Annotated in this window: 18 protein-coding genes; 12 read left to right on the forward strand and 6 right to left on the reverse strand. The window is 67.1% G+C overall.

The features are described 5' to 3' along the window. Nucleotides 1–361: 361 nt before the first annotated feature. Both KTR40_RS08585 and KTR40_RS08590 read right to left on the reverse strand, forming a co-directional pair. On the reverse strand, nt 362–2,557 hold the full coding sequence (locus KTR40_RS08585; RefSeq protein ID WP_228405874.1) for a DNA/RNA non-specific endonuclease: 2,196 nt from the start codon (nt 2,555–2,557) through the stop codon (nt 362–364). A 68-nt stretch (nt 2,558–2,625) separates the two neighbouring features. Further along, nucleotides 2,626–3,855, reverse strand: coding sequence for a S8 family serine peptidase (locus KTR40_RS08590; protein WP_228405875.1), 1,230 nt, complete (start codon nt 3,853–3,855; stop codon nt 2,626–2,628). Nucleotides 3,856–4,197: 342 nt separating this feature from the next. Between KTR40_RS08590 and KTR40_RS08595 the strand changes: the two genes are divergently transcribed. Together KTR40_RS08595 and KTR40_RS08600 are read left to right on the forward strand one after the other, a co-directional pair. Continuing rightward, entirely contained in the window at nt 4,198–5,091 is an 894-nt protein-coding gene (locus KTR40_RS08595) for an SMP-30/gluconolactonase/LRE family protein (protein WP_228405876.1), read from the forward strand. A 14-nt stretch (nt 5,092–5,105) separates the two neighbouring features. Beyond that, on the forward strand, nt 5,106–6,137 hold the full coding sequence (locus KTR40_RS08600; RefSeq protein WP_228405877.1) for an aldo/keto reductase: 1,032 nt from the start codon (nt 5,106–5,108) through the stop codon (nt 6,135–6,137). Between the two features lie 3 nt (nt 6,138–6,140). On the opposite strand, the gene KTR40_RS08605 is transcribed toward KTR40_RS08600, so the two are convergent. Continuing rightward, on the reverse strand, nt 6,141–6,737 hold the full coding sequence (locus tag KTR40_RS08605) for a dihydrofolate reductase family protein (protein WP_228405878.1): 597 nt from the start codon (nt 6,735–6,737) through the stop codon (nt 6,141–6,143). Between the two features lie 28 nt (nt 6,738–6,765). Next, nucleotides 6,766–7,167 carry a RidA family protein gene (locus KTR40_RS08610; RefSeq protein ID WP_139029065.1) on the reverse strand — a complete coding sequence of 134 codons (402 nt, stop codon included), beginning with the start codon at nt 7,165–7,167 and terminating at the stop codon, nt 6,766–6,768. A gap of 167 nt (nt 7,168–7,334) precedes the next feature. Here KTR40_RS08610 and KTR40_RS08615 point away from each other — a divergent pair, with 167 nt between their 5' ends. From KTR40_RS08615 to KTR40_RS08630, 4 genes are all read left to right on the forward strand, one after another. After that, the gene (locus KTR40_RS08615) at nt 7,335–7,955 is read left to right on the forward strand and encodes a dihydrofolate reductase family protein (protein ID WP_228405879.1); all 621 of its coding nucleotides are present in this window, start codon (nt 7,335–7,337) and stop codon (nt 7,953–7,955) included. A 49-nt stretch (nt 7,956–8,004) separates the two neighbouring features. Further along, nucleotides 8,005–8,664, forward strand: a complete 660-nt coding sequence (locus tag KTR40_RS08620; RefSeq protein ID WP_228405880.1) for a cyclodeaminase/cyclohydrolase family protein — start codon at nt 8,005–8,007, stop codon at nt 8,662–8,664. A gap of 72 nt (nt 8,665–8,736) precedes the next feature. Then, nucleotides 8,737–9,789 carry an alpha/beta hydrolase gene (locus KTR40_RS08625; protein WP_304940896.1) on the forward strand — a complete coding sequence of 351 codons (1,053 nt, stop codon included), beginning with the start codon at nt 8,737–8,739 and terminating at the stop codon, nt 9,787–9,789. Nucleotides 9,790–9,818: 29 nt separating this feature from the next. After that, nucleotides 9,819–10,766, forward strand: coding sequence for an alpha/beta fold hydrolase (locus KTR40_RS08630; protein WP_228405881.1), 948 nt, complete (start codon nt 9,819–9,821; stop codon nt 10,764–10,766). Nucleotides 10,767–10,787: 21 nt separating this feature from the next. Here KTR40_RS08630 and KTR40_RS08635 read toward each other — a convergent pair whose 3' ends face one another. Continuing rightward, nucleotides 10,788–11,552 carry a glycosyltransferase family A protein gene (locus KTR40_RS08635; protein ID WP_228405882.1) on the reverse strand — a complete coding sequence of 255 codons (765 nt, stop codon included), beginning with the start codon at nt 11,550–11,552 and terminating at the stop codon, nt 10,788–10,790. Nucleotides 11,553–11,618: 66 nt separating this feature from the next. Between KTR40_RS08635 and KTR40_RS08640 the strand changes: the two genes are divergently transcribed. The 4 genes from KTR40_RS08640 to KTR40_RS08655 all read left to right on the forward strand — a co-directional run bounded on the left by KTR40_RS08640 (nt 11,619) and on the right by KTR40_RS08655 (nt 17,150). Continuing rightward, nucleotides 11,619–12,617, forward strand: a complete 999-nt coding sequence (locus tag KTR40_RS08640) for a hypothetical protein (RefSeq protein ID WP_228405883.1) — start codon at nt 11,619–11,621, stop codon at nt 12,615–12,617. A 146-nt stretch (nt 12,618–12,763) separates the two neighbouring features. After that, nucleotides 12,764–14,152, forward strand: coding sequence for a sigma 54-interacting transcriptional regulator (locus KTR40_RS08645; RefSeq protein WP_139029069.1), 1,389 nt, complete (start codon nt 12,764–12,766; stop codon nt 14,150–14,152). A gap of 7 nt (nt 14,153–14,159) precedes the next feature. After that, the gene (locus KTR40_RS08650; protein WP_228405884.1) at nt 14,160–16,166 is read left to right on the forward strand and encodes a VWA domain-containing protein; all 2,007 of its coding nucleotides are present in this window, start codon (nt 14,160–14,162) and stop codon (nt 16,164–16,166) included. Nucleotides 16,167–16,211: 45 nt separating this feature from the next. Then, nucleotides 16,212–17,150, forward strand: a complete 939-nt coding sequence (locus KTR40_RS08655) for a 5'-3' exonuclease (RefSeq protein ID WP_228405885.1) — start codon at nt 16,212–16,214, stop codon at nt 17,148–17,150. A gap of 117 nt (nt 17,151–17,267) precedes the next feature. On the opposite strand, the gene KTR40_RS08660 is transcribed toward KTR40_RS08655, so the two are convergent. Next, nucleotides 17,268–17,681 carry a CBS domain-containing protein gene (locus KTR40_RS08660; protein WP_139029072.1) on the reverse strand — a complete coding sequence of 138 codons (414 nt, stop codon included), beginning with the start codon at nt 17,679–17,681 and terminating at the stop codon, nt 17,268–17,270. Nucleotides 17,682–18,050: 369 nt separating this feature from the next. On the opposite strand from KTR40_RS08660, the gene KTR40_RS08665 reads away from it, so the two are divergent. Then, on the forward strand, nt 18,051–18,410 hold the full coding sequence (locus KTR40_RS08665) for a hypothetical protein (protein WP_228405886.1): 360 nt from the start codon (nt 18,051–18,053) through the stop codon (nt 18,408–18,410). 67 nt (nt 18,411–18,477) lie between these two features. Continuing rightward, nucleotides 18,478–18,975 carry a hypothetical protein gene (locus tag KTR40_RS08670; protein ID WP_228406250.1) on the forward strand — a complete coding sequence of 166 codons (498 nt, stop codon included), beginning with the start codon at nt 18,478–18,480 and terminating at the stop codon, nt 18,973–18,975. Nucleotides 18,976–19,001: the final 26 nt, after the last annotated feature.

Consider the following 19,001-nt stretch of genomic DNA (forward strand, 5'->3'; position numbering starts at 1 on the left):
GGCAGAGGCCAGACGCCCTTGCCGGGCCCTCGCCTCGATCGACCGCCGCGACGATGCCCCGATCGTGCCCGGAGCGTTCCCGCTCGAGTACGGGGCCGTGCCTCTTTGCGTTTTCGGGGCCCGCTTCGGGCTGGTCGCGCTCGGCCACGCGTACAGGGCACGGCGGGCGTCGCCTAAAACGCAGTCGGCGCTGGTGGGTTGACCAACAGCCCCCACGGCCTGGACAGGAGGCGTTCGACGGCGGTGCGCGCCCGCCGTCGATCGTGCTCGCTACCGCCTGGCGGAGCCCTCCGCGCTGGTCAGGTCCGCACCCGCCGGCCCCCGCCGCCCCCGCAGGCCCGGCCCGACGCCGAAGCGCCGGCTAGAGCTGCAGGTCCTCGAAGCTATGGAGTTCCCGGGCCGGGGTGGGAGTGGCAAGTGCCTCTTGCGCCTTGGGGAGGGGCGTGAACTGGTCGTTCATGGGATCCCAGTCGAACAGGTGGGCAAAGTCCAGGCCGGTAAGTTCACTGACCCTGCGGATGGGGACCTGGAAGGTGGCCGGGGTGAACGCTTCCCGGAGTATGTCCTCCACGAGTTCATGCTGGCTGATCATGTAGGCACTCGCTGAATGGCTGCCGTCCGGCCGCCGGAACACCGGTATTTTCCAGAAGGCCAGTGGGATCAGGGTTCCCTGGAAGTCCGGGTCGCGCGCGGTGAAGGCCGGGCCGGTAAATACCGTGAGCCTCAGCCCTTCGGCCTTCGCCGTGTCCAGCAGGTAATCTTCCAGGCCGGCCCACAACGACGCCCCCTGGTTGAACTTCTTGTGCTGGGGCGAGCAGTTGGTGAAGTGGAAGGTATCGTCATTGGCCGCTCGGGCAACGTTGTCCGGGCCCCACGCCGGATCGAGGCGGCGGACCAGGTGCCCCCGGTCGAAGTCGTTGTCCGCATAGAGCTCGTCGCCCGTCTGCTCGGACTTGTCCAGGCGCGGGTCGAAGTACCACTTGTCCCGATCACGCTTGGGGGACTGGCTGAGCCGGCCGTCCACGTTCACGGCGGTGTAAAGGGCCAGGCGCCTCGTGCGGTGCATTACCAGGCTGAAGTGGTGGTAGTTCAGCACTGCCGGGTCCTGCCCGTCTGCGGCGTGACGGTTCCGGGCGGCATCCGCGCGCTGCTCGGCCGTGAGCATCGGCAAAGGCACGGGCGTGCCCAGGAAGCCGGGATCGTACCCCTTCCTGCCGGAATAGTCAGGATCTATTGCCACAGCCTCTTCGGCAACGGCGTCCGGCACCATGGTGCGGCCTTGGCCGGCTGCCGCCGGTCCCTGGGCAACCTGCACCGCGCCGAGCCGTACCGTGATGTGCAATGGAATAGTCAGGGAAACGGCCCCGTCCCCGGCGGCGGCCTGTTCCGGCACGGGTTGAACGCGGACCTCGGCCTGCTGTTCCCCACCCGGGACCTGCGGCACTTCGCCGACAGGGACCTGCGGCACTTCGCCCACAGGGACGTGCGGCACTGCCGGCGGGGAGGGCGGGTTGAGCACCTCGCCCAGCAGGGCACGTTCTGCCTCGTTCATGCCGTCCGCGCCCTTCTCAAGCCACGCCAGGATACTGCTGATCCGGATGCCCTCGTTGGCGATCCAGTGGATCTTCAGCTCATTCTGGGTCTTGTCCCACACCGTGCCGTCAACGGTCAGGATCTCGCCGGCTTCGTTGCGCGCGGGTACTCCGGAATGGTGAAGGCCCAGGACTTCCCACTGGTTGTTGAAGAGCGGTGAGCCAGAGGAACCCGGCGACGTGTCGGTGTGGTAGTGCAGGAACTGGTCGAACCGGTCCAGGAGTTCGTTTTGCTGCAATGCAAGCTGTTTCTCCTGGCCTTCAGGGTGCTGGATGATGTTGATGGACTCGCCCAGCAGGATCTTGCCCTGTTCCCTGGTGGTGCGGTTGAAGCCGAATCCGGCCAGCGGCACCGGCGCCGCAGTTCCCTCGGGCCGGGACTTCGCGGCCACCGCCACCACGGTGACATCCAAACCCGGATCAGTCCGGAAAAAGGTATCCGGTTCCAGGTCGAACTGCGATGTTGCCAGGGGAAGGCCGTTGATGCCGTTCTGGAAATTGAACTCCAGCCGGGAGAAACGGGCGGATTCAGCGTCGGGCAGGACGTGGTTGTTCGTCAGGGCCAGGCGCGGCGAGATCATAAAACCGGTGCCGAAGGAACGGACCTGGAACCGGTCGCGGACGATGACCCGGCCCACACTGCGCGAGACCGCCGTCCCCAGTTCCAGGAAGGCGATGCCCAGCAGGTTGTTTCCGCCGATGATCCGTTCCAGCAGCTGATCTTCCCGAACCTGGCCACGTTCGGCAGGTGAGGTGTCCGCCGTCGCCTTCAACGCGTCCATGACCACCGGCTGGCGCAGGACCCGCCGGGAACGGAGCTCCACCCGTTCCGGGGCATCCACGTCGAGGATGCTTCCCTGCGGAGTATGCGCCGCCGCGATCTTTTCTTCCGTTCCCGCACGCGGGACCTCGCGTGCCTGGAACCGCTCCTGGGTGGCGGCGAGCACATCTTCCGGTATTACCATCGGTCCGCTCCTTCAGTGCTTGTGGGGGATGGCTTTTCTGCGGGGTGCGTCAAGGGCAAGTGGTCACCCTAACTGGCATTCGTTGGTGCCTGGACCAGGCCCGCGCCCACGTCCACCGGATCCGTGGCCGCCGCCAGGGGCCGGAACGTGCCCGAGGCGATCAGTTTCGCCTGCAGGAGCACTGGACTGAGAGGGCCCTGCGCCAGGAGCTTTTCGGCCCAGAGCACCGCCACGCCGGCCACGTGGGGCGTCGCCATACTGGTCCCGCTGATGGTTTTGGTGCCGCCGTTGAGCCAGGCGCTGAAAACCCCGACGCCGGGACCGGCTACCGTCGCCATCGTATTGGAGAAGGGGGCTACAGTGAGCCCGCTGGCGCCATCAGCCAGGGCAGCAACGGACGTGATCCCGTAGGCCGCCGCCGGCGGAGCAACGTTGATCTCGTACGCGGGGTTGCCGTTGCGTTCGCTTTCGTTTCCGGCAGCGGCCACCACCACTGTGGTCTGCGCGACCGACGCGCGGGCGTTGAGGAGGTTGGCGAGCTGCTCGAAGAGCCTGACGTTGGCCCGGTAGCCTTCAAGGGCTATTGACGTGGCCGCGGGGATGGACAGGCCGTTCTGTTTGACCAGCTCGTCCACCCACCCCGGGAAGTCCATTCCCAGGGACATCGAGATGACGTGGGCACCGTTGTCGGCAGCCCAAAGCATCGCGGAGGCAAGTATGTCGCTGCTGCCGCCGTTCGGACCTCCGAGGACCTTGCCGATCACCGCCTTTTGGACGCCGGGCGCGACGCCGATCCGCTGGCCCGAGAGGTCGCGGCCGAAGATGGTTCCTGCGCAGTGGGTGCCGTGGCCGTTGTCGTCCTCGGCGCTGCCCGCGCCCGTGAAGTCCTTCGTGACCAGGTTGACGCCGGCGAAGGCCGGATGGTCCGCGTCGATACCGGTGTCCAGGACCGAGACGGTGACGCCGGCGCCCGTAAACGGAGAGGTGTCCGCGCCCACAGCCTTGACACCCCACGTTGCGGCCGCGGCCGGGGCGGCATCCGCCGCAAGGGGTTCGATGAGTTTCATCGGCATGGCGGGAGCGAAGCCGAGGACTGTGGGATCGTTCCGCAGCGCAGTGATGGTGGCATTCGAGGGGTCCTCGTCCTGCTCCACCCTGAGGGCCACGGCGCGTTCAGCCATGTTCTGGGCGGCGCTTTCGAGCCCCGGGGCGGCTCCCGGTCCGTCGAAAGGGTCCCGGGTTGCGCCCAGGGAGGGGGCGCGCAAAATAACGATCTTCTGGTTGGGTAGCTTGGACATCCTGGGCTCCTCGGCCTTTCCACGTTTGGGTCTGAGCTTGTGGCGCAGCGGCTGACTGCAGCGCATGTCGTGGCAGTGCAGGCAGGAACCGCACTCCACATGGCGCTAGGTCTACGTCCAATGGCGTTACTCCCGCGTTACCGGGTCGGATTAAATCCCCAGGGGACAGTTCCCCAAGGGGCACGGCGGCAGCGCGCACTGCGGCGACATGGAGGCCACGCGCCTGGACGTTCCCATCCGTCCGAACACGGGCGCGCTATTGTTTCCCGTAATGTGCACCCGCAGGCCGGTTCCGCTGGACGCTCCGGCGCGGGCGCATGCCGGAAACGCGAAGGGGCCCACATGGCTGATGGACTGACTGAAGGCCCGTTGGAGTGCCTGTTCACGGGCTCGGTCTGGGCCGAGGGGCCTGTTTGGGTGCGCGGCTCCCGTACTGTGCGCTGGAGTGATATCCCGAACAACCGCATCCTCGAATTCAATGCGGCCACGGGAACCACCAGGGAATATGCGGTAGGCGTTGAGTTCACCAACGGACGGACCCTCGACGCCGACGGCAGCGTTGTCCAGTGCAGCCACGGCCGCCGCCGCGTCGAGCGCGACGACGAGGGCACCGTGACCGGGCTGGTGGATTCCTTCCGCGGCCACCGCCTGAACTCACCGAACGACGTCGTGATTTCGCGTGACTCCAGCATCTGGTTCACCGATCCGCCCTACGGGATTCTTCCGGGCACCACGGAGGGGCACGAGGGTGAGCAGGAGTATGGCGGCTGCTACGTATTCCGCTTCGAGCCTGCTTCCGGCACCCTCACCGCCGTGGTCACGGACCTCGTGTACCCGAACGGCCTGGCCTTCTCGCCTGACGAGTCGGTCCTTTACGTTGCTGACACAGCAGGTCCAAGCCACGGAGTTCCGTTGAGGATCGTTGCCTACGACGTGAGCCGCGGCGTATGCAGCCGCAGGGGAACCGCCGTCGAGCTTGAAGATGGCAGCGCCGCTGACGGCCTCCGTGTTGACGTCCACGGCAGGATCTGGACCTCTGCCGGACCCGCAGTCCGGGTCTATTCCCCGTCTTTCGAACTCCTGGCCACCATCGCCGTGCCTGAGACGGTAGCGAACCTGTGCTTTGGGGGCCCGGACGGCCAGGACCTTTACATCACCGCCACCACCAGCCTCTACCGGATCCGCACCACCACCCGGGACGCGGCCGCCTTGAATGTCGATTCCACCGCCAACTGATCACGAGGATAACCATGCAATACAGAACCCTGGGCCGCAGCGGCACCGTCGTTTCCACCTACGCGCTGGGAACCATGACCTTCGGTGCGGAGGCCACCGAGGAGTCGTCCCACGCAATACTGGACAGCTATTTCGCCGCGGGCGGCAATTTCATCGACACAGCCGACGTCTACAGCACCGGCGTTTCCGAGGAGATCATCGGCCGCTGGCTTGCCAGGCGGCCGGAGGAGCGGGACAGGGCGGTGGTGGCCACCAAAGGCCGCTTTCCGATGGGGACGTCACCGAACGACGTCGGAACGTCCCGCCGCCGTTTGACCCGCGCCCTGGACGATTCCCTCCGCCGACTGGGAGTGGAGCAGATCGACCTTTACCAGCTGCACGCGTGGGACCCGATCACACCCCTGGAGGAGACGCTGCGCTTCCTGGAAGACTCCGTCAGCCGCGGGAAGATCGCCTACTACGGCTTCTCCAACTTCCTCGGGTGGCAGCTGACCAAGGCCGTCCACGTTGCCCTGGCCCACGGCTGGAACCCGCCGATAACCCTGCAGCCCCAGTACAGCCTCTTGGTCCGCGAGATCGAATCCGAGATTGTTCCGGCTGCGCTCGACGCGGGGATTGGCCTGCTGCCGTGGTCTCCGCTGGGCGGCGGATGGCTGTCCGGCAAATACAAAAGGGACCAGGCCCCCACAGGTGCCACGCGCCTCGGCGAGAACCCCGAGCGCGGCATGGAGGCCTGGAAGGCCCGTAATGACAACCCCCGTACGTGGGCCGTCATCGACTCCGTGGAAGGCATTGCCGCGGCCCGCGGAATTAGCGCCTCCCAGGTAGCGCTGGCGTGGCTGGCTGACAGGCCGGCCGTCACGTCGGTGATCCTGGGTGCGAGGACCACCGAACAGCTCGCGGACAACCTTGCTGCCGCGGACGTGGAGCTCACCACCGAGGAAACAAGCCGGCTGACCCAGGCCAGTGAGCCCCAGGCAGGCGTCTATCCCTACGGCCCCATGGCGCAGGAGCAACGGAGCCGCAAAATTGAAGGGGGAAGGTAGCACCTACCGGATCATGCGGTAGCGCACATGCGTGACCAGGCGCGTTCCCCGCACTTCCGTCGGTTCCAGCTTCAGGTTCCCGACGCCGTCCAGGAGCCGCTCGCCCCCGCCCAGGATCAGCGGCGCGATGTGCAGCCGCAACTCATCGACCAGCCCGGCCGAAAGGTATTGGCGGGCCGTCTTGGCGCCGCCGGCAACGGCGACGTCCTTGCCGCCCGCAGCCTCGCGCGCCTGTGCCAGCGCCGATTCGATGCCTTCACTGACGAAATTGAAGGTGGTGCCACCCTCCATCTCCAGGGGTGCCCGCGGGTGGTGCGTGAGGACAAAGACGGGAGCGTGGTAGGGCGGTTCCTCGCCCCACCAGCCACGCCAGTCCTCATCCCACGGCCCCGCCCCGGGACCGGCGAACATGTTGCGGCCCATGATGTAGGCACCAGCGGAGAGGATGCCCTTGAGCGCGTCGGCGTTGGCCTCTGCTTCTTCGAACTGCCACCGGTGCAGGTCCTCACCACCCTCGCCCAACGGGTTCTCCGGGGTCTGGTTCGGGCCGGCGAGGAATCCGTCGAGGGATACGGTCAGATCGCACGTGACGCTGCTCATGGCTTCCTTAGGGACGGTTGGGGGTGGGTCATCGAAGGACGGCGGCAACTGCGCTGATCTCGATCAACGCGCCGGGCACGCCCAGCCCGGCCACACGGGCGCCGGTCACCAGGGCGGGCTCCTCCGACGCGAGTTCCGGCGCGATTGCTCCGTAGGCTGCCGCAAGATCGACGCCGTCCACGAAGAGCACAGTCCACGCCACGACGTCGCCCACCGTTGCGCCGGCTGCGGCCAGGGCAATCTTGGCGTTCTCCAAGGCATGGAAAGCCTGCAGCGCCACGTCCCCCTCGCCAACGAGCGTCCCATCGGCATTGACGGCGTTCTGGCCGCCAACATAAATGGTGGTGGCGCCGGACGGAACAATGGCGACGTGGCTGAAGGCCGGGCTGGAGACGAGCCCTTCGGGGCGGATCCGCTGGATGCGTTCCATCCGCACATGATCTCATGCCAGCCTGCGGAGGGGGAGTACGCCCGGGTGTAGATGCCCGGCCGTCCGCCCTGGCCACACAGGCCGCATCGCCTAGGTTGGCCCGGGGCCTTGAAGGCCCGATCGCTGCGGGGATAGCATGGCCGGCACCTGCCATAAAGGAGACGGCCATGGGCGAGGCAACCACGGAGGCGCCATCAGCAGAGCTGCTGGTTGACTTCATCATCTCCCTTGACGGATATGCCTCCGCGGAGGGCTGGCCCGGCTGGTGGGGCCTGGAGGGGCCGGAATACCTGGCCTGGCTGGACCAGGAGGGAACGAAAGACCGTACGTACCTCCTCGGTGCCAACACCTACCGGCTCATGTCCGGCATGTCCGAGGCCGCAGCCGGCGGCTCGGCGTTTTCCGAGGAAGAGGGGGCCAGCCTCACGGGCCTTGCCGCAGTGCCGAAGGTCGTCTTCTCCTCCACGCTCCAAGGGCCGCTGCACTGGCCGAACTCGGAGCTGGTCAACGGCGACGCCGTTGCGGAAGTGGCGGAGATGAAGCGGACCGGCACCCGGTCCCTGAGCACCCTTGGCAGCCTGCGCCTGTGCCGGTCGCTGCTGGCAGCAGGCCTGGTGGACAGGTTCCGGCTGGTGGTTTTCCCTGTGATCACCGGGAGGACCGGACGGGAGCGGATCTATGACGGCTATCCCGACGTCGCCCTGCAGCTGGTGGACAGCCGGACGTTCGACGGAAGGCTGCAGCTGCTCGAATACATTCCCACGGTGCTGAACGGGCCGCCGCAGTAGATGACGACGGCGGCGACGTACGGGCCGGGGACAGGGCACACTTGGTGGCATGACTGATTCGGCTGCTGTGACCACCCAGCGCTCCACCGTCGAGGAATGGACCCGCGCGCTGGCGGAATCAAAGGGCTCGCCCGGGGGAGGGGCCGGGACGGGGGTGATGCTGGCCATGGCGGCGTCACTGGCCTCAATGGTTGCGGGCTATACCGAACCGGAAGAGCACCAGCGGGCGGACCTCGCCGCCCTCCACGCGCGTGCAGGCGCGCTGCGGGAGGCCGCCCTTAAGCTGGCCGACGACGATGCTGCCGCCTCCGAAGCGTTCGGCGCCGCCTTCCGGCTCGAAAGGGGCCCGGAACGGGACCGGGCGATACACCAGGCCTCCGTTGATGCGGCCAAAGCCTCTGCCGTGCTGGGTGAGCGGGCTGTTGCTGCCATTGATGACCTTGGCTGGCTTGCTGCCCATGGGAACCCGGCCCTCATAGCCGATGTCGTCGTCGGATTCGGTGCCCTGAGGGCAGCGGTGGCGGGGGCACGCACGAATGTCAGTTTCGACCTCGCCACCCTGAGGTCTGCCGGTGCCACGCTGGACCAGGTCCGGAAACAGCATCCGGCACTCTGGGCGGCTGTCCAGCAGTTCACGTCGGCGCTTGAACGCATCGACCAGCTGACGGCCGCGGTGGATCACCGTGCCGCACCTACCGACAACGGCTGAACTGCCCTAAGCACCGGCCAGGCAACCCATTCCGCTTCTGCAGGTTTGATCGGCTGGCCCTACCATTGAGGGATGACCGGATCGGTCCATTCACGGAACGCCTTCGCGCTCGCACAGCGGGCGCGGAAACTACTGCGTCGCGTACCCGTGTGGACCTGGCGGCTTCTGATGATGAGCGTGAGCTCCAGCGAGCGCGCCAGGTTCAACCGGGACCCGCTCACCCACGTCTACTACCACCATGACATCAGCTACCTGGACGATGATGCCAGCGAGCACCAGCTTGACGTCATCACACCCCGGAACACCGAGGCCGGCCACGGTGAGGTCCTGCCCGTGTACGTCTATTTCCACGGCGGAGGGTGGACATCCGGGGACAAGTCGGCCCTCACCAAGTACTGCGCAAACCAGGCGGCCGGCGGAATGGTGGTGGTGAACGTCAACTACCGCAGGTCACCCCGGTTCCATATGGGCCATGTGCTCCATGACGCCAATGCCGCGCTGGGGTGGGTGGACAGCAATATTGGGCACTTCGGGGGTGATCCCGAACGCGTGGTCCTGGGCGGCGACTCCGCCGGCGGGCAGATCGCAGCTTTGCTCACGGCTGCAACGCTGCGGCCCGAGCTCGCCGCCCATTATTCCCTCCACCCCGCATTGCCGGGACACCGCTTGAAGGGGCTTGTGCAGCACTGCAGCGTGGTTGATTTTTCGGTCTTCTTCAAGAGCGGCTTCGTCATGAGCCTGAACTTCGTCCGGATGCTGCTGCCGCCGGTTGGCCCCGGGCGCGGCAGGATCCGAAGCCCTTTCGCAACGCGCAAAGCTGTTGAACGGCTGAGGGCGGCGGCCGGCTTCATGTCGCCGATTGAATGGCTGGACGGCCGGTTCCCACCAGTATTTGTCACTACCTCGGAACGTGATTTCTTTTATGAGGCCAACGTCAACTTCATCGCCAGGCTTGAGGAACACGGCGTTCCGGTGGACTCCCTGATCTACCAATGGTCCAACGCCAACACTGAGCACACCTGGCAGCAGGACTACCGTTTCGCGGAATCCCAGGAGGTGTACCGCAGGCTGCATGCCTTCGTCGGGAAAGTCGCCCAGCACCCCCGCATGCACGCCCCTCTCTAAAAGGCAGCCGTCGGCGTTATCTTTGGAGCATGGGAGCCAAGGATCAGGCACCGTTGGGGGTGAGCCCCGAGGATTTCGGCTCCGCCCGCGTTGACGCAGCCGCCTTGCTGGATGCCGGGCTGGGAGACATTGACTGGGCCAGCCCGCCGCCGGGTTCGCGGGCCATGCGGATCCAGGCCCCGAGCGGGCACCTTGCGGCGTGGGTCATGGGCAACCCCGCCGACCCCTGGATTATCCTGGTTCCGGGTGCCACCGGCTCCAAAGAGGATTTTTCGCTGATGATGCCGGACCTGGCTGATGCAGGATACTTTGTGCTCAGCTACGACATGGCGGGCCAGTACGAATCGGCGGGGGCAGGGCCGGAAAACCTGGTGCCTCCACGGCGGCACTACGACTATGGGCTTTTCGTCGACGACTTCCTTGCGGTCCTGGAATCCGCAGGAAAACCAGCACACGTGGTGGGCTACTCGTTTGCCGCAATCGTCGTGCAAATAGCCTTCTCGGTGCGGCCGGAAGCGTTCCTTTCACTCACCCTCCTGAGTTGCCCGCCGGAGCCCGGGCAGAGTTTCCGCGGCGTGAGCCGGATTGGCCGTTTCAGCAGCTGGGCGAATGGCCGGATCGGGGCAGCAGTGCTCATCTGGGGCATCCGCCGGAGCTTCGTCCGGGTGCCCCGGAGCCGGCAGCGGTTCGTCAACTACCGTTTCCGCTTCACCCGCCGGGCCTCCGTCCGGGACATCTACGTGCTGATGAAGAACGTCCCCGACCTCCGCGGCCTCCTGGCAGACGCGGCGCTCCCGAAGTTCGTTGCCGTGGGCGAGCATGATCTATGGCCGTTGCAGCTTCACCGGCTGTTTGCGCAGGCCATCGGGGCACGGATCGCTGTCTACCGCGGAGGGCACAGTCCATCCGAGACGTCGCCGCATCAATTCGCACGCGACCTTCTTGCCTTGTACTCCAAGGACGACGGCCCGGCCTGATAACTGCCCGCCGTCGTCGGCCTATGCCTGCAGGCGCTCCGCCCGCAGGCGGTCCAGCCGGCGCCGGAGCGGCGGTTCCTCCTTGAACTCGACCCGGAAAGTCGTCAGGGACATGTCCATGTGGCGGCGGAAGGACGCCCAGCTGGTAAGCGGGCGCGACGAGACGCCGACCGTGAGGGTGCGGTCATAGATGACAGTCATGGCGGGGCGAAGATGGTAGGAGATATCAAGGTCGTCGTGAACATCGGCGTTGGTCCGCACCAAGTGGCCGCCGATTTCCTGCCAGACGTCCCGGCGCAGCGCGAAGTTCGAGCCGTACACGGGCGGATGGCCCAGGAGGAATCCGACGGCCCTGAAGTAGCCGGCCAGGAACACATGCTTCCCGGCCCACCAGACCCAGCGGCCCGCGCCATAGAATTCCCCGGGACCGGTGACAAGGGACAGATGGTCTGCCGCGGCCAGTTCGGCCTCAATGCGTTCAAGCCAGTCGGCCGGCGGCCTGGAGTCCGTATCCAGCCGGGCGATGATGTCTCCGGTGGCAGCGTCGAAACCGGCAGCGGCCGTGGCCGGAATGCCCGGCACATCCACGGGGATGCGCCGGACGCCGGCAGCGCTGCAGATGCCGGCGGTGTTGTCAGTACTGGCATTGTCCACCACGATGATTTCGTCCGCGGGCCTGGTTTGCCTGGACAGCAGTTCCAGGCATGCCTCCAGCATCCTTGCATCGTTGCGGGTCGGGATCACCACCGAGACAGCCACACCACCACCTGAACGTCCTGCGCCCACTGCTGACTCCTCCACACCCTTTGGCCCTATTCTGGTGGCAGTAATCCCGGAGAGGAAGAGCCTGCTGTGCGTACCCGGAAAGGCAGCCTGCCACCAGCCGGCAGCAAGACGCGTCCTGGACTGATCCCATGGCTGCTCGAGGGCGACCCGGCTGTCCGGTGGCAGGTGCTGCAGGACCTGGCGGGCGCCCCCGCAGCGGACGTTTCCGCTGAACGCCGGCGCATCGCGAACGAGGGCTGGGGCGCCAGGCTGCTGGGCGAACAGGACGACGGCGGCACCTGGGCCCAGGGACTTTACTTGCCCAAGTGGACTTCCACCACGTACACGCTCCTCCTTCTTCACCGGTTGGGCCTTCCCGAGGACAACGCCCAGGCAGTCCGCGGCTGCCAGTGCCTGTGGGACGGCGCAACCTACTTCGGCGGTGGACCAAGCCTGTGGCACGGACCGCCGGACACGTGCGTGGCAGGCATGCTCGTCCTCCTGGGCTCCTGCTTCCGTTACGGGGAGCCCCGGCTGGATGCGGCCGTGTCCTGGCTGCTCGCAGAACAGCTGCACGACGGCGGGTGGAACTGCCAGTCCAGGCGGACAGGGTCGCTCCATGGGTCTTTCCATACCACCATCAGCGTGCTCGAGGCGCTGCTGGCCTACCGGAGCTCCGGCGGTGCAGTTGACGTGCAGGACGCTTCCAGTGGGGGAGAGGAGTTCTTCCTTGCCCATCACCTCTACCGTTCCCACAGGACCGGCGTGATCGCCAACGAAAGCTTCACCCGCTTCCCGTTTCCGCCGCAGTGGCATTTCGATATCCTCCGGGGGCTGGAGTACTTCCGGGCGGCCGGAGCAGCACCTGATCCCCGGCTCGCCGACGCCGTGGAAAGGGTCCGCGGAGCAAGAAACGCGGACGGCCGGTGGAAGCGCCCACCGCCGTACCCCGGCAGGCAGTGGTTCACGCTGGAGCCTCCCGGCGCCAGCCGTATCACCACCTTTCGCTGCCTCCGCGTGCTCCGCTGGTGGGAGGGCAGTGGGGTGCCGGGGGCAACGGCGCCTCAATCCAGCGGCCACGGGTAGCGCATCCCCGTCCGGTCCACCGGCAGGACGCCTTCCGGGCGCAGGCGCAGCCCCGCCGCCCGGGCCCGCGGGGGATGGAGCGCAGCCCCGGCGGAAATGCAGGGAATCACTCGATTCACGGCATGGGAGGGGGCTACCGTGGAGGGGTGACTGATCGTCCCGATATTTTCACTGTTGGTGAGCTGCGCGCCGCCGGCCACGCCCACAAGGACCTCCGCCAGGAAATCCGAGGCAACCTCCTCGCCGCGCTCGCGGCCGGCAGGGATCCGTGGCCGGGGTTGTACGGCTTCAGCCGCACCGTCATTCCCCAGCTTGAGCGGGCCCTGATCGCCGGCCACGACGTTGTCCTGCTCGGCGAGCGCGGACAGGGCAAGACGCGCCTCCTCCGCACCCTGGCGGGGCTGCTGGATGAATGGTCGCCCGTCATCGAGGGCTCGGAACTGAACGAACACCCGTTCGAGCCCATCACCGAGCACTACCGCGCCCTCGCCCTCACCGAGGGCGACCGGCTGCGGGTGGCATGGCGCCACCGGTCTGAGCGGTACGTGGAGAAGCTGGCCACGCCGGACACTTCCGTTGCTGACCTGATTGGCGACGTGGACCCGATGCGCGTGGCCGAGGGCCGCCGCCTCGGGGATCCGGAAACCATACATTACGGCCTGGTTCCGCGGTCCAACCGCGGCATCATCGCCATCAATGAGCTGCCGGACCTTGCCGAACGGATCCAGGTGTCCATGCTCAACGTTATGGAGGAGCGCGACATCCAGATCCGGGGCTACGTGCTCCGCCTGCCGCTGGACGTGCTGGTGGTGGCGTCCGCCAACCCGGAGGACTACACCAACCGGGGCAGGATCATCACGCCGTTGAAGGACCGCTTCGGTGCCGAGATCCGGACGCACTACCCCATAGAGCTCGACGATGAAGTGGCCGTGATCCGGCAGGAGGGCCAGCTGGTGGCCAACGTTCCGCCGGTCATCCTTGAGATCCTGGCCCGCTACACCCGTGCGCTGCGGCAGTCCCCGGCCATCAACCAGACCTCCGGGGTGTCAGCCCGGTTCGCCATCGCAGGTGCCGAGACAGTGGCCGCCGCAGCGCTCCGCCGGGCCAGTGTCCGTGGCGAGGCCGAGGCCGTGGCACGGATAGTGGACCTGGGGACAGCGGTGGAAGTCCTGACCGGCAAGATCGAGTTCGAATCGGGTGAGGAAGGCCGCGAACAAGCCGTCCTCGACCACCTCTTGCGCACAGCCACAGCCGAGGCCGTGCGCGCCCACTACCAGGGCCTTGATCTTGGCCCGCTCGTGGCTGCACTTGACGGGCACACCACAGTCACCACAGGAGAGCACGTCACCGCGCAGGAATTCCTCGAGAACCTTCCGGCCCTGAACGGGTCGGGCCTCTACGACGAAATCGGCACCCGCCTCGGCGCAACGAACGAGGGCCAGCGCGCCGCCGCGATCGAACTCGCCCTGGAAGGCCTCTACCTCGCCCGCCGGATCTCCAAGGAGTCCGACGACGAAGAAACGGTCTACGGCTAGAAGAGCTATGGGCATCCACAACCACTCCGCCAGGTACGGCCGGTACACCGGCGGACCCGACCCCCTCGCCCCGCCCGTTGACCTGGCGGAGGCGCTGGACGCCGTCGCCGAGGACGTGATGGCAGGCTACTCGCCCCGCCACGCCCTGCAGGAGTTCCTCCGGCGCGGCGGCCGGAGCAGGGAAGGCCTGGATGACCTCGCACGGCGCGTCCAGCAACGCCGCAGCGAACTGCTCGGCCGCCACCGGCTGGACGGCACCCTCAGCGAGGTCAGGAAGCTCCTGGATACGGCCGTGCTGGAGGAACGCAAGCAGCTCGCCCGGGACGCGATGATGGACAACGCGGACCGTGCGTTCCGGGAGATGCAGCTGCAGAACCTGCCCGCTTCCACCGCGGCCGCGGTCAACGAACTCGCTTCCTATGACTGGCAGTCAGGCGCCGCAAGGGAAGCGTACGGGCGGATCAAGGACCTGTTGGGCCGGGAGGCCCTGGACCAGCGGTTCGCGGGCATGAAGCAGGCGCTTGAAAACGCCACGGAGGAGGACCGGGCAGCCGTCAGCGGCATGCTCCGGGACCTGAACGGGCTGCTGGACAAACACCGGCGCGGACAGGACACGGAGGCTGACTTCCAGGAGTTCATGGCGCGGCACGGCCACCACTTCCCGGAAAACCCGCAGTCCGTTGAGGAGCTGGTTGACGCGCTGGCCAAACGTGCGGCTGCGGCCCAGCGGCTCCTGCAGTCCATGTCGCCCGAGCAGCGGGACGAGCTGATGCGGCTTTCAGCGCAAGCCTTCGGATCGCCGGAACTGATGGCCCAGCTCAGCCAGCTCGACGACAGCCTGCGGGCCCTGCGTCCCGGAGAGGACTGGAGCGGCTCGGAGCGGTTTGAGGGGCAGGAAGGCCTGGGCCTTGGCGACGGCACCGGCGTCCTGCAGGACATCGCGGAACTCGATGAACTGGCCGAGCAGCTTTCCCAGTCCTACAACGGGTCAACCCTCGGCGACCTGGACCTGGATGCCCTGGCCCGCCAGCTTGGGCAGACCGCAGCGGTTACCGCCCGCACCCTGGCCGAGATCGAGCGGGCCATGCAGGACGGCGGATACCTGCGGCGGGGCGCGGACGGGGACCTCCGGCTCTCGCCGCAGGCCATGCGGCGGCTCGGCAAGTCCCTGCTGCGGGACACGGCCCGGCAGCTGTCCGGCCGGCAGGGACGCCGGGACACCCGCGTGGCGGGAGCCGCCGGCGAGCAGACCGGATCCAGCCGCCAATGGGAGTTTGGGGACGCCGAGCCATGGGACGTCACCCGCACGCTGACCAACGCGATCAGCCGTACCGCGGCCGACGGCGGGACGCCGGGTACCGGACTCCGCCTCACCCCAGCGGACATCGAAGTGAGCGAGACCGAGGCCCGCACCCAAGCCGCCGTCGTCCTTCTGGTGGACGTTTCATTCTCGATGGCCGTCGAAGGGCGGTGGGTGCCGATGAAGCGCACGGCCCTGGCGCTGCACCACCTTGTCTCCACACGCTTCCGCGGTGACCGGCTGGAGCTGATCACGTTCGGCCGCTATGCCCAGGCCATGGACATCGGCGAGCTCACGGCAATGCCGCCCCGCCGCGAGCAGGGAACAAACCTGCATCACGGATTGCTGCTGGCTGGACGTTTCTTCCGCAAGCACCCGTCCATGCAGCCCGTCCTCCTGGTGGTGACCGACGGCGAGCCCACCGCCCATCTGCTCGCGGAAGGCGAACCCTGGTTCTGCTGGCCCACGGACCCCGAAACCATCCGGGTGACGGTGGCGGAACTGGAGCGGCTGGGCCGGGCAGGCACCCAGGCCACGTTCTTCCGGCTGGGCAACGACCCCAGCCTGGAACGCTTCGTCCAGCGCATGGTGCGCCGGGTGGGCGGGCGGGTTGTGGCACCCGAGGCCGGGGACCTCGGAGCCGCGGTAGTGGGGGAGTACCTGCGCGCACACTTCCGCGGGCGCGCGTTCGGCGACTCCGACTGGGCCTCATAGCCGGAGGTTGCGCCGGGGAGGGGCGATCCATGTGAGGATCGGAGTATGCCTGACCGTTTGATGCTGCTGGACACTGCCTCGCTGTATTTCCGCGCCTTTTACGGACTGCCGGACACGATCCGCCGCGCGGACGGCACACCGGTCAACGCCGTTCGTGGCTTGCTGGACATGATTGCGCGGCTCACCACCGACTACCAGGCAACGCACCTTATCGCCTGCTGGGACGATGACTGGCGTCCGCAGTGGCGGGTTGACCTTCTCCCCAGCTATAAGGCCCACCGGGTGGCGGAGGCAGTCGCCGGTGCACCGGACGTCGAAGTGGTTCCGGATGCGCTGGAGGCACAGCTTCCGATGATCCGCCGGGCGCTTGAGCTCGCCGGCATCGCCATCGTAGGCGCGGCCGAGCATGAGGCCGACGACGTTGTGGGAACCTACGCGAGCCACGCGGACCTTCCCGTTGATGTAGTGACCGGCGACCGCGACCTTTTCCAGGTGTGCGACAACGAACGGCAGGTCCGCGTGATCTACACCGCACGCGGCATGAAGAACCTCGAAGTCATCACCGAAGAAGTGGTGGTGGCCAAGTACCGGGTGCTGCCCCAGCAGTACGCCGACTACGCCACACTGCGCGGCGACGCCTCGGACGGGCTGCCCGGCGTCGCGGGAATCGGTGAGAAGACCGCGGCGTCGCTGCTGCTCAAGCACGGCACCCTGGAACGGCTGCTTGAGGCGGCCGGGGACTCCGGCAGCGGCGTGTCTGCACCGGTGCGGGCCAAGTTGGCCGCCGCTGCCGGCTACCTCTCGGTGGCCCCCGCCGTCGTCAGGCTTGTGCGCGACCTGGACCTGCCCAGCCCCGAGGAGGCGGGTGCCAAGCTAAGTCCCGTTGCGGGGGAACCGCGCGCCGAGCTTGAGCGGCTCGCCACCGAGTGGAACCTGGGCGGCTCGGTACGGCGGCTTTTCGCGGCGCTCGACCTGCGGCAGTAGGGGAGCTCCGCTACGTCCATGTTGGCTGCGACCGGCTGACTCCATGGCACAAGGAAAAGCTGCCGCGACGCCCTACGGCGAAGCGGCAGCCCTCCGCGTGGTTTCCCTGGTGGCGGATCAGTACGAAATGAATGCAACGAGTTCGCCCACCCGGTCCTCCGGATAATTCCGGGCAATGTCCGCCTGGCTGAGGACGCCCACCAGGTTGTGCCCGTCAATGACCGGAAGCCGACGGACCTGGTGGTCCTGCATTGTCCGGATCGCTTCCTCAATGGAATCGTCCGCACCGATCGTCACGGGTTTGCCTTCGCCGAATTCTCCGGCCGTGGCAGTGCGGGGATCCCCGCCCTCGGCCAGGCACTTAACCACGATGTCTCGGTCAGTCAGCATGCCCTTCAGGCGGTTGTCCTCTCCGCAGATCGGAAGGGATCCGACGTCGAGTTCCTTCATCTTGCGCGCAGCTGCTTCCAGGGTCTCCTTCTCCCCGATGCATTCAGCGCCCCCGGTCATGATTTCCCGTGCCGTTGCCATGATCGTCTCCTTCGTCTGTGCTGTGCTGTGCTGTGCTGTGCTGTGCTGTGCTGTGCTGTGCTGTGCTGTGCTGAGTTGAGCTTGTGCTCTGTCGTGTTGTGCTCTGTTTCGCTGTGCCGTGGCAAGCCCGCTGCCGGATCTGGGGAGGCCGCCGGGCGGCCCCTCCGAAGGGTGATCTGATAGAAAAATGCTAAGCCTACTGATTATTCGTGTCCAGAGCGGCGAACTCCCGATTGCCCCCACGGCACCCCCTAAAGCCACCCCCCTTCCGGCGCCTCCCGCTTGCGCCGCCCCAGTGGGGTAGTAAGCTTGCTGACCATTACTAGTAAGCTTGCTGATTAATCAGATAAGTGGGAGCAGGTCGAACACATGAGTGCAGTTATTGGTGCCATCTGGTCCCTGGTGGCCGCTGCTGGAGCCGCGCTGGCGGTCAGTGCGCCTTTCGGAGCTGCAGGCCATGGTGGCCAGTACCTCGCCGGTCACGTGCTCCTGGGCGTCGGACTTGGCCAGCTGCTCGCCGCAGTACTTCGCGTGGCCGCGCGCCGGGTCCTCAGGAAAGCCCCCCAGGCAACCCAAGTATCCCTTGCAGCCCTTCCGGAACCGGCAGTCGCGGCGGCACGGCCAGTACCAGAGGCGATACCTGCAACAGCCATCGAATCCACTGCCGTGACGGTCCTGCGTCCCCGGCCGGCCGCCGTCATGCCTCTGCGGGGCAGGCATGCCGCCTGAGGTTACAGAGCCGCAGCCTGCGGAGGGGGGACTCCCGGGACTCCGGCGGCGGAGCGTTTGGGCCGGATTGGCCACAGTTCTCGCAGCCGCCGCCGTGGCAGCGGGAGCCCACCTCGGTTCCCCGGCTTTCCGCGGTCCTGACTCGGACCCGGCCACCCTCCAAGGCTTCCAGATCCGCGTGCTCAACGTGACCCAGGCCGCCGCAGAGAACCGGCTGGACGGCGCCCTCGCCGCCTTGGATGCGCTCGAACAGGACCTGGACGCTGCCGCCGGCGGGGGCATGGTTTCAGTGTCCCGGTATCGCGGCATCGAAGCTGCATTGTCAGCGGTCCGGGCGGACATCACCCGCACCATCGAAGCCCAGGCCGCTGCCGCAGCCAGGGCAGCGGCTGCCGCAGCAGAACCCCCCACCACGGAGGCCGCAGCCACCCAGCCGCAGCCCGTACAGCCCCAACCGGAAACGACCGCCGTCATCCCGGCTCCGGAACCTGCATCCCAGGGGCCTGAACTTCCGGACGCTGCCAAGGAAGCCAAAGGCAAGGGCAAGGGTGCTGGCAAGCCCTGATTCCAGTGTCCTGCAGCATTGTCCCG

The sequence above is a fragment of the Pseudarthrobacter sp. L1SW genome, assembly GCF_020809045.1.
Taxonomy (GTDB): domain Bacteria; phylum Actinomycetota; class Actinomycetes; order Actinomycetales; family Micrococcaceae; genus Arthrobacter.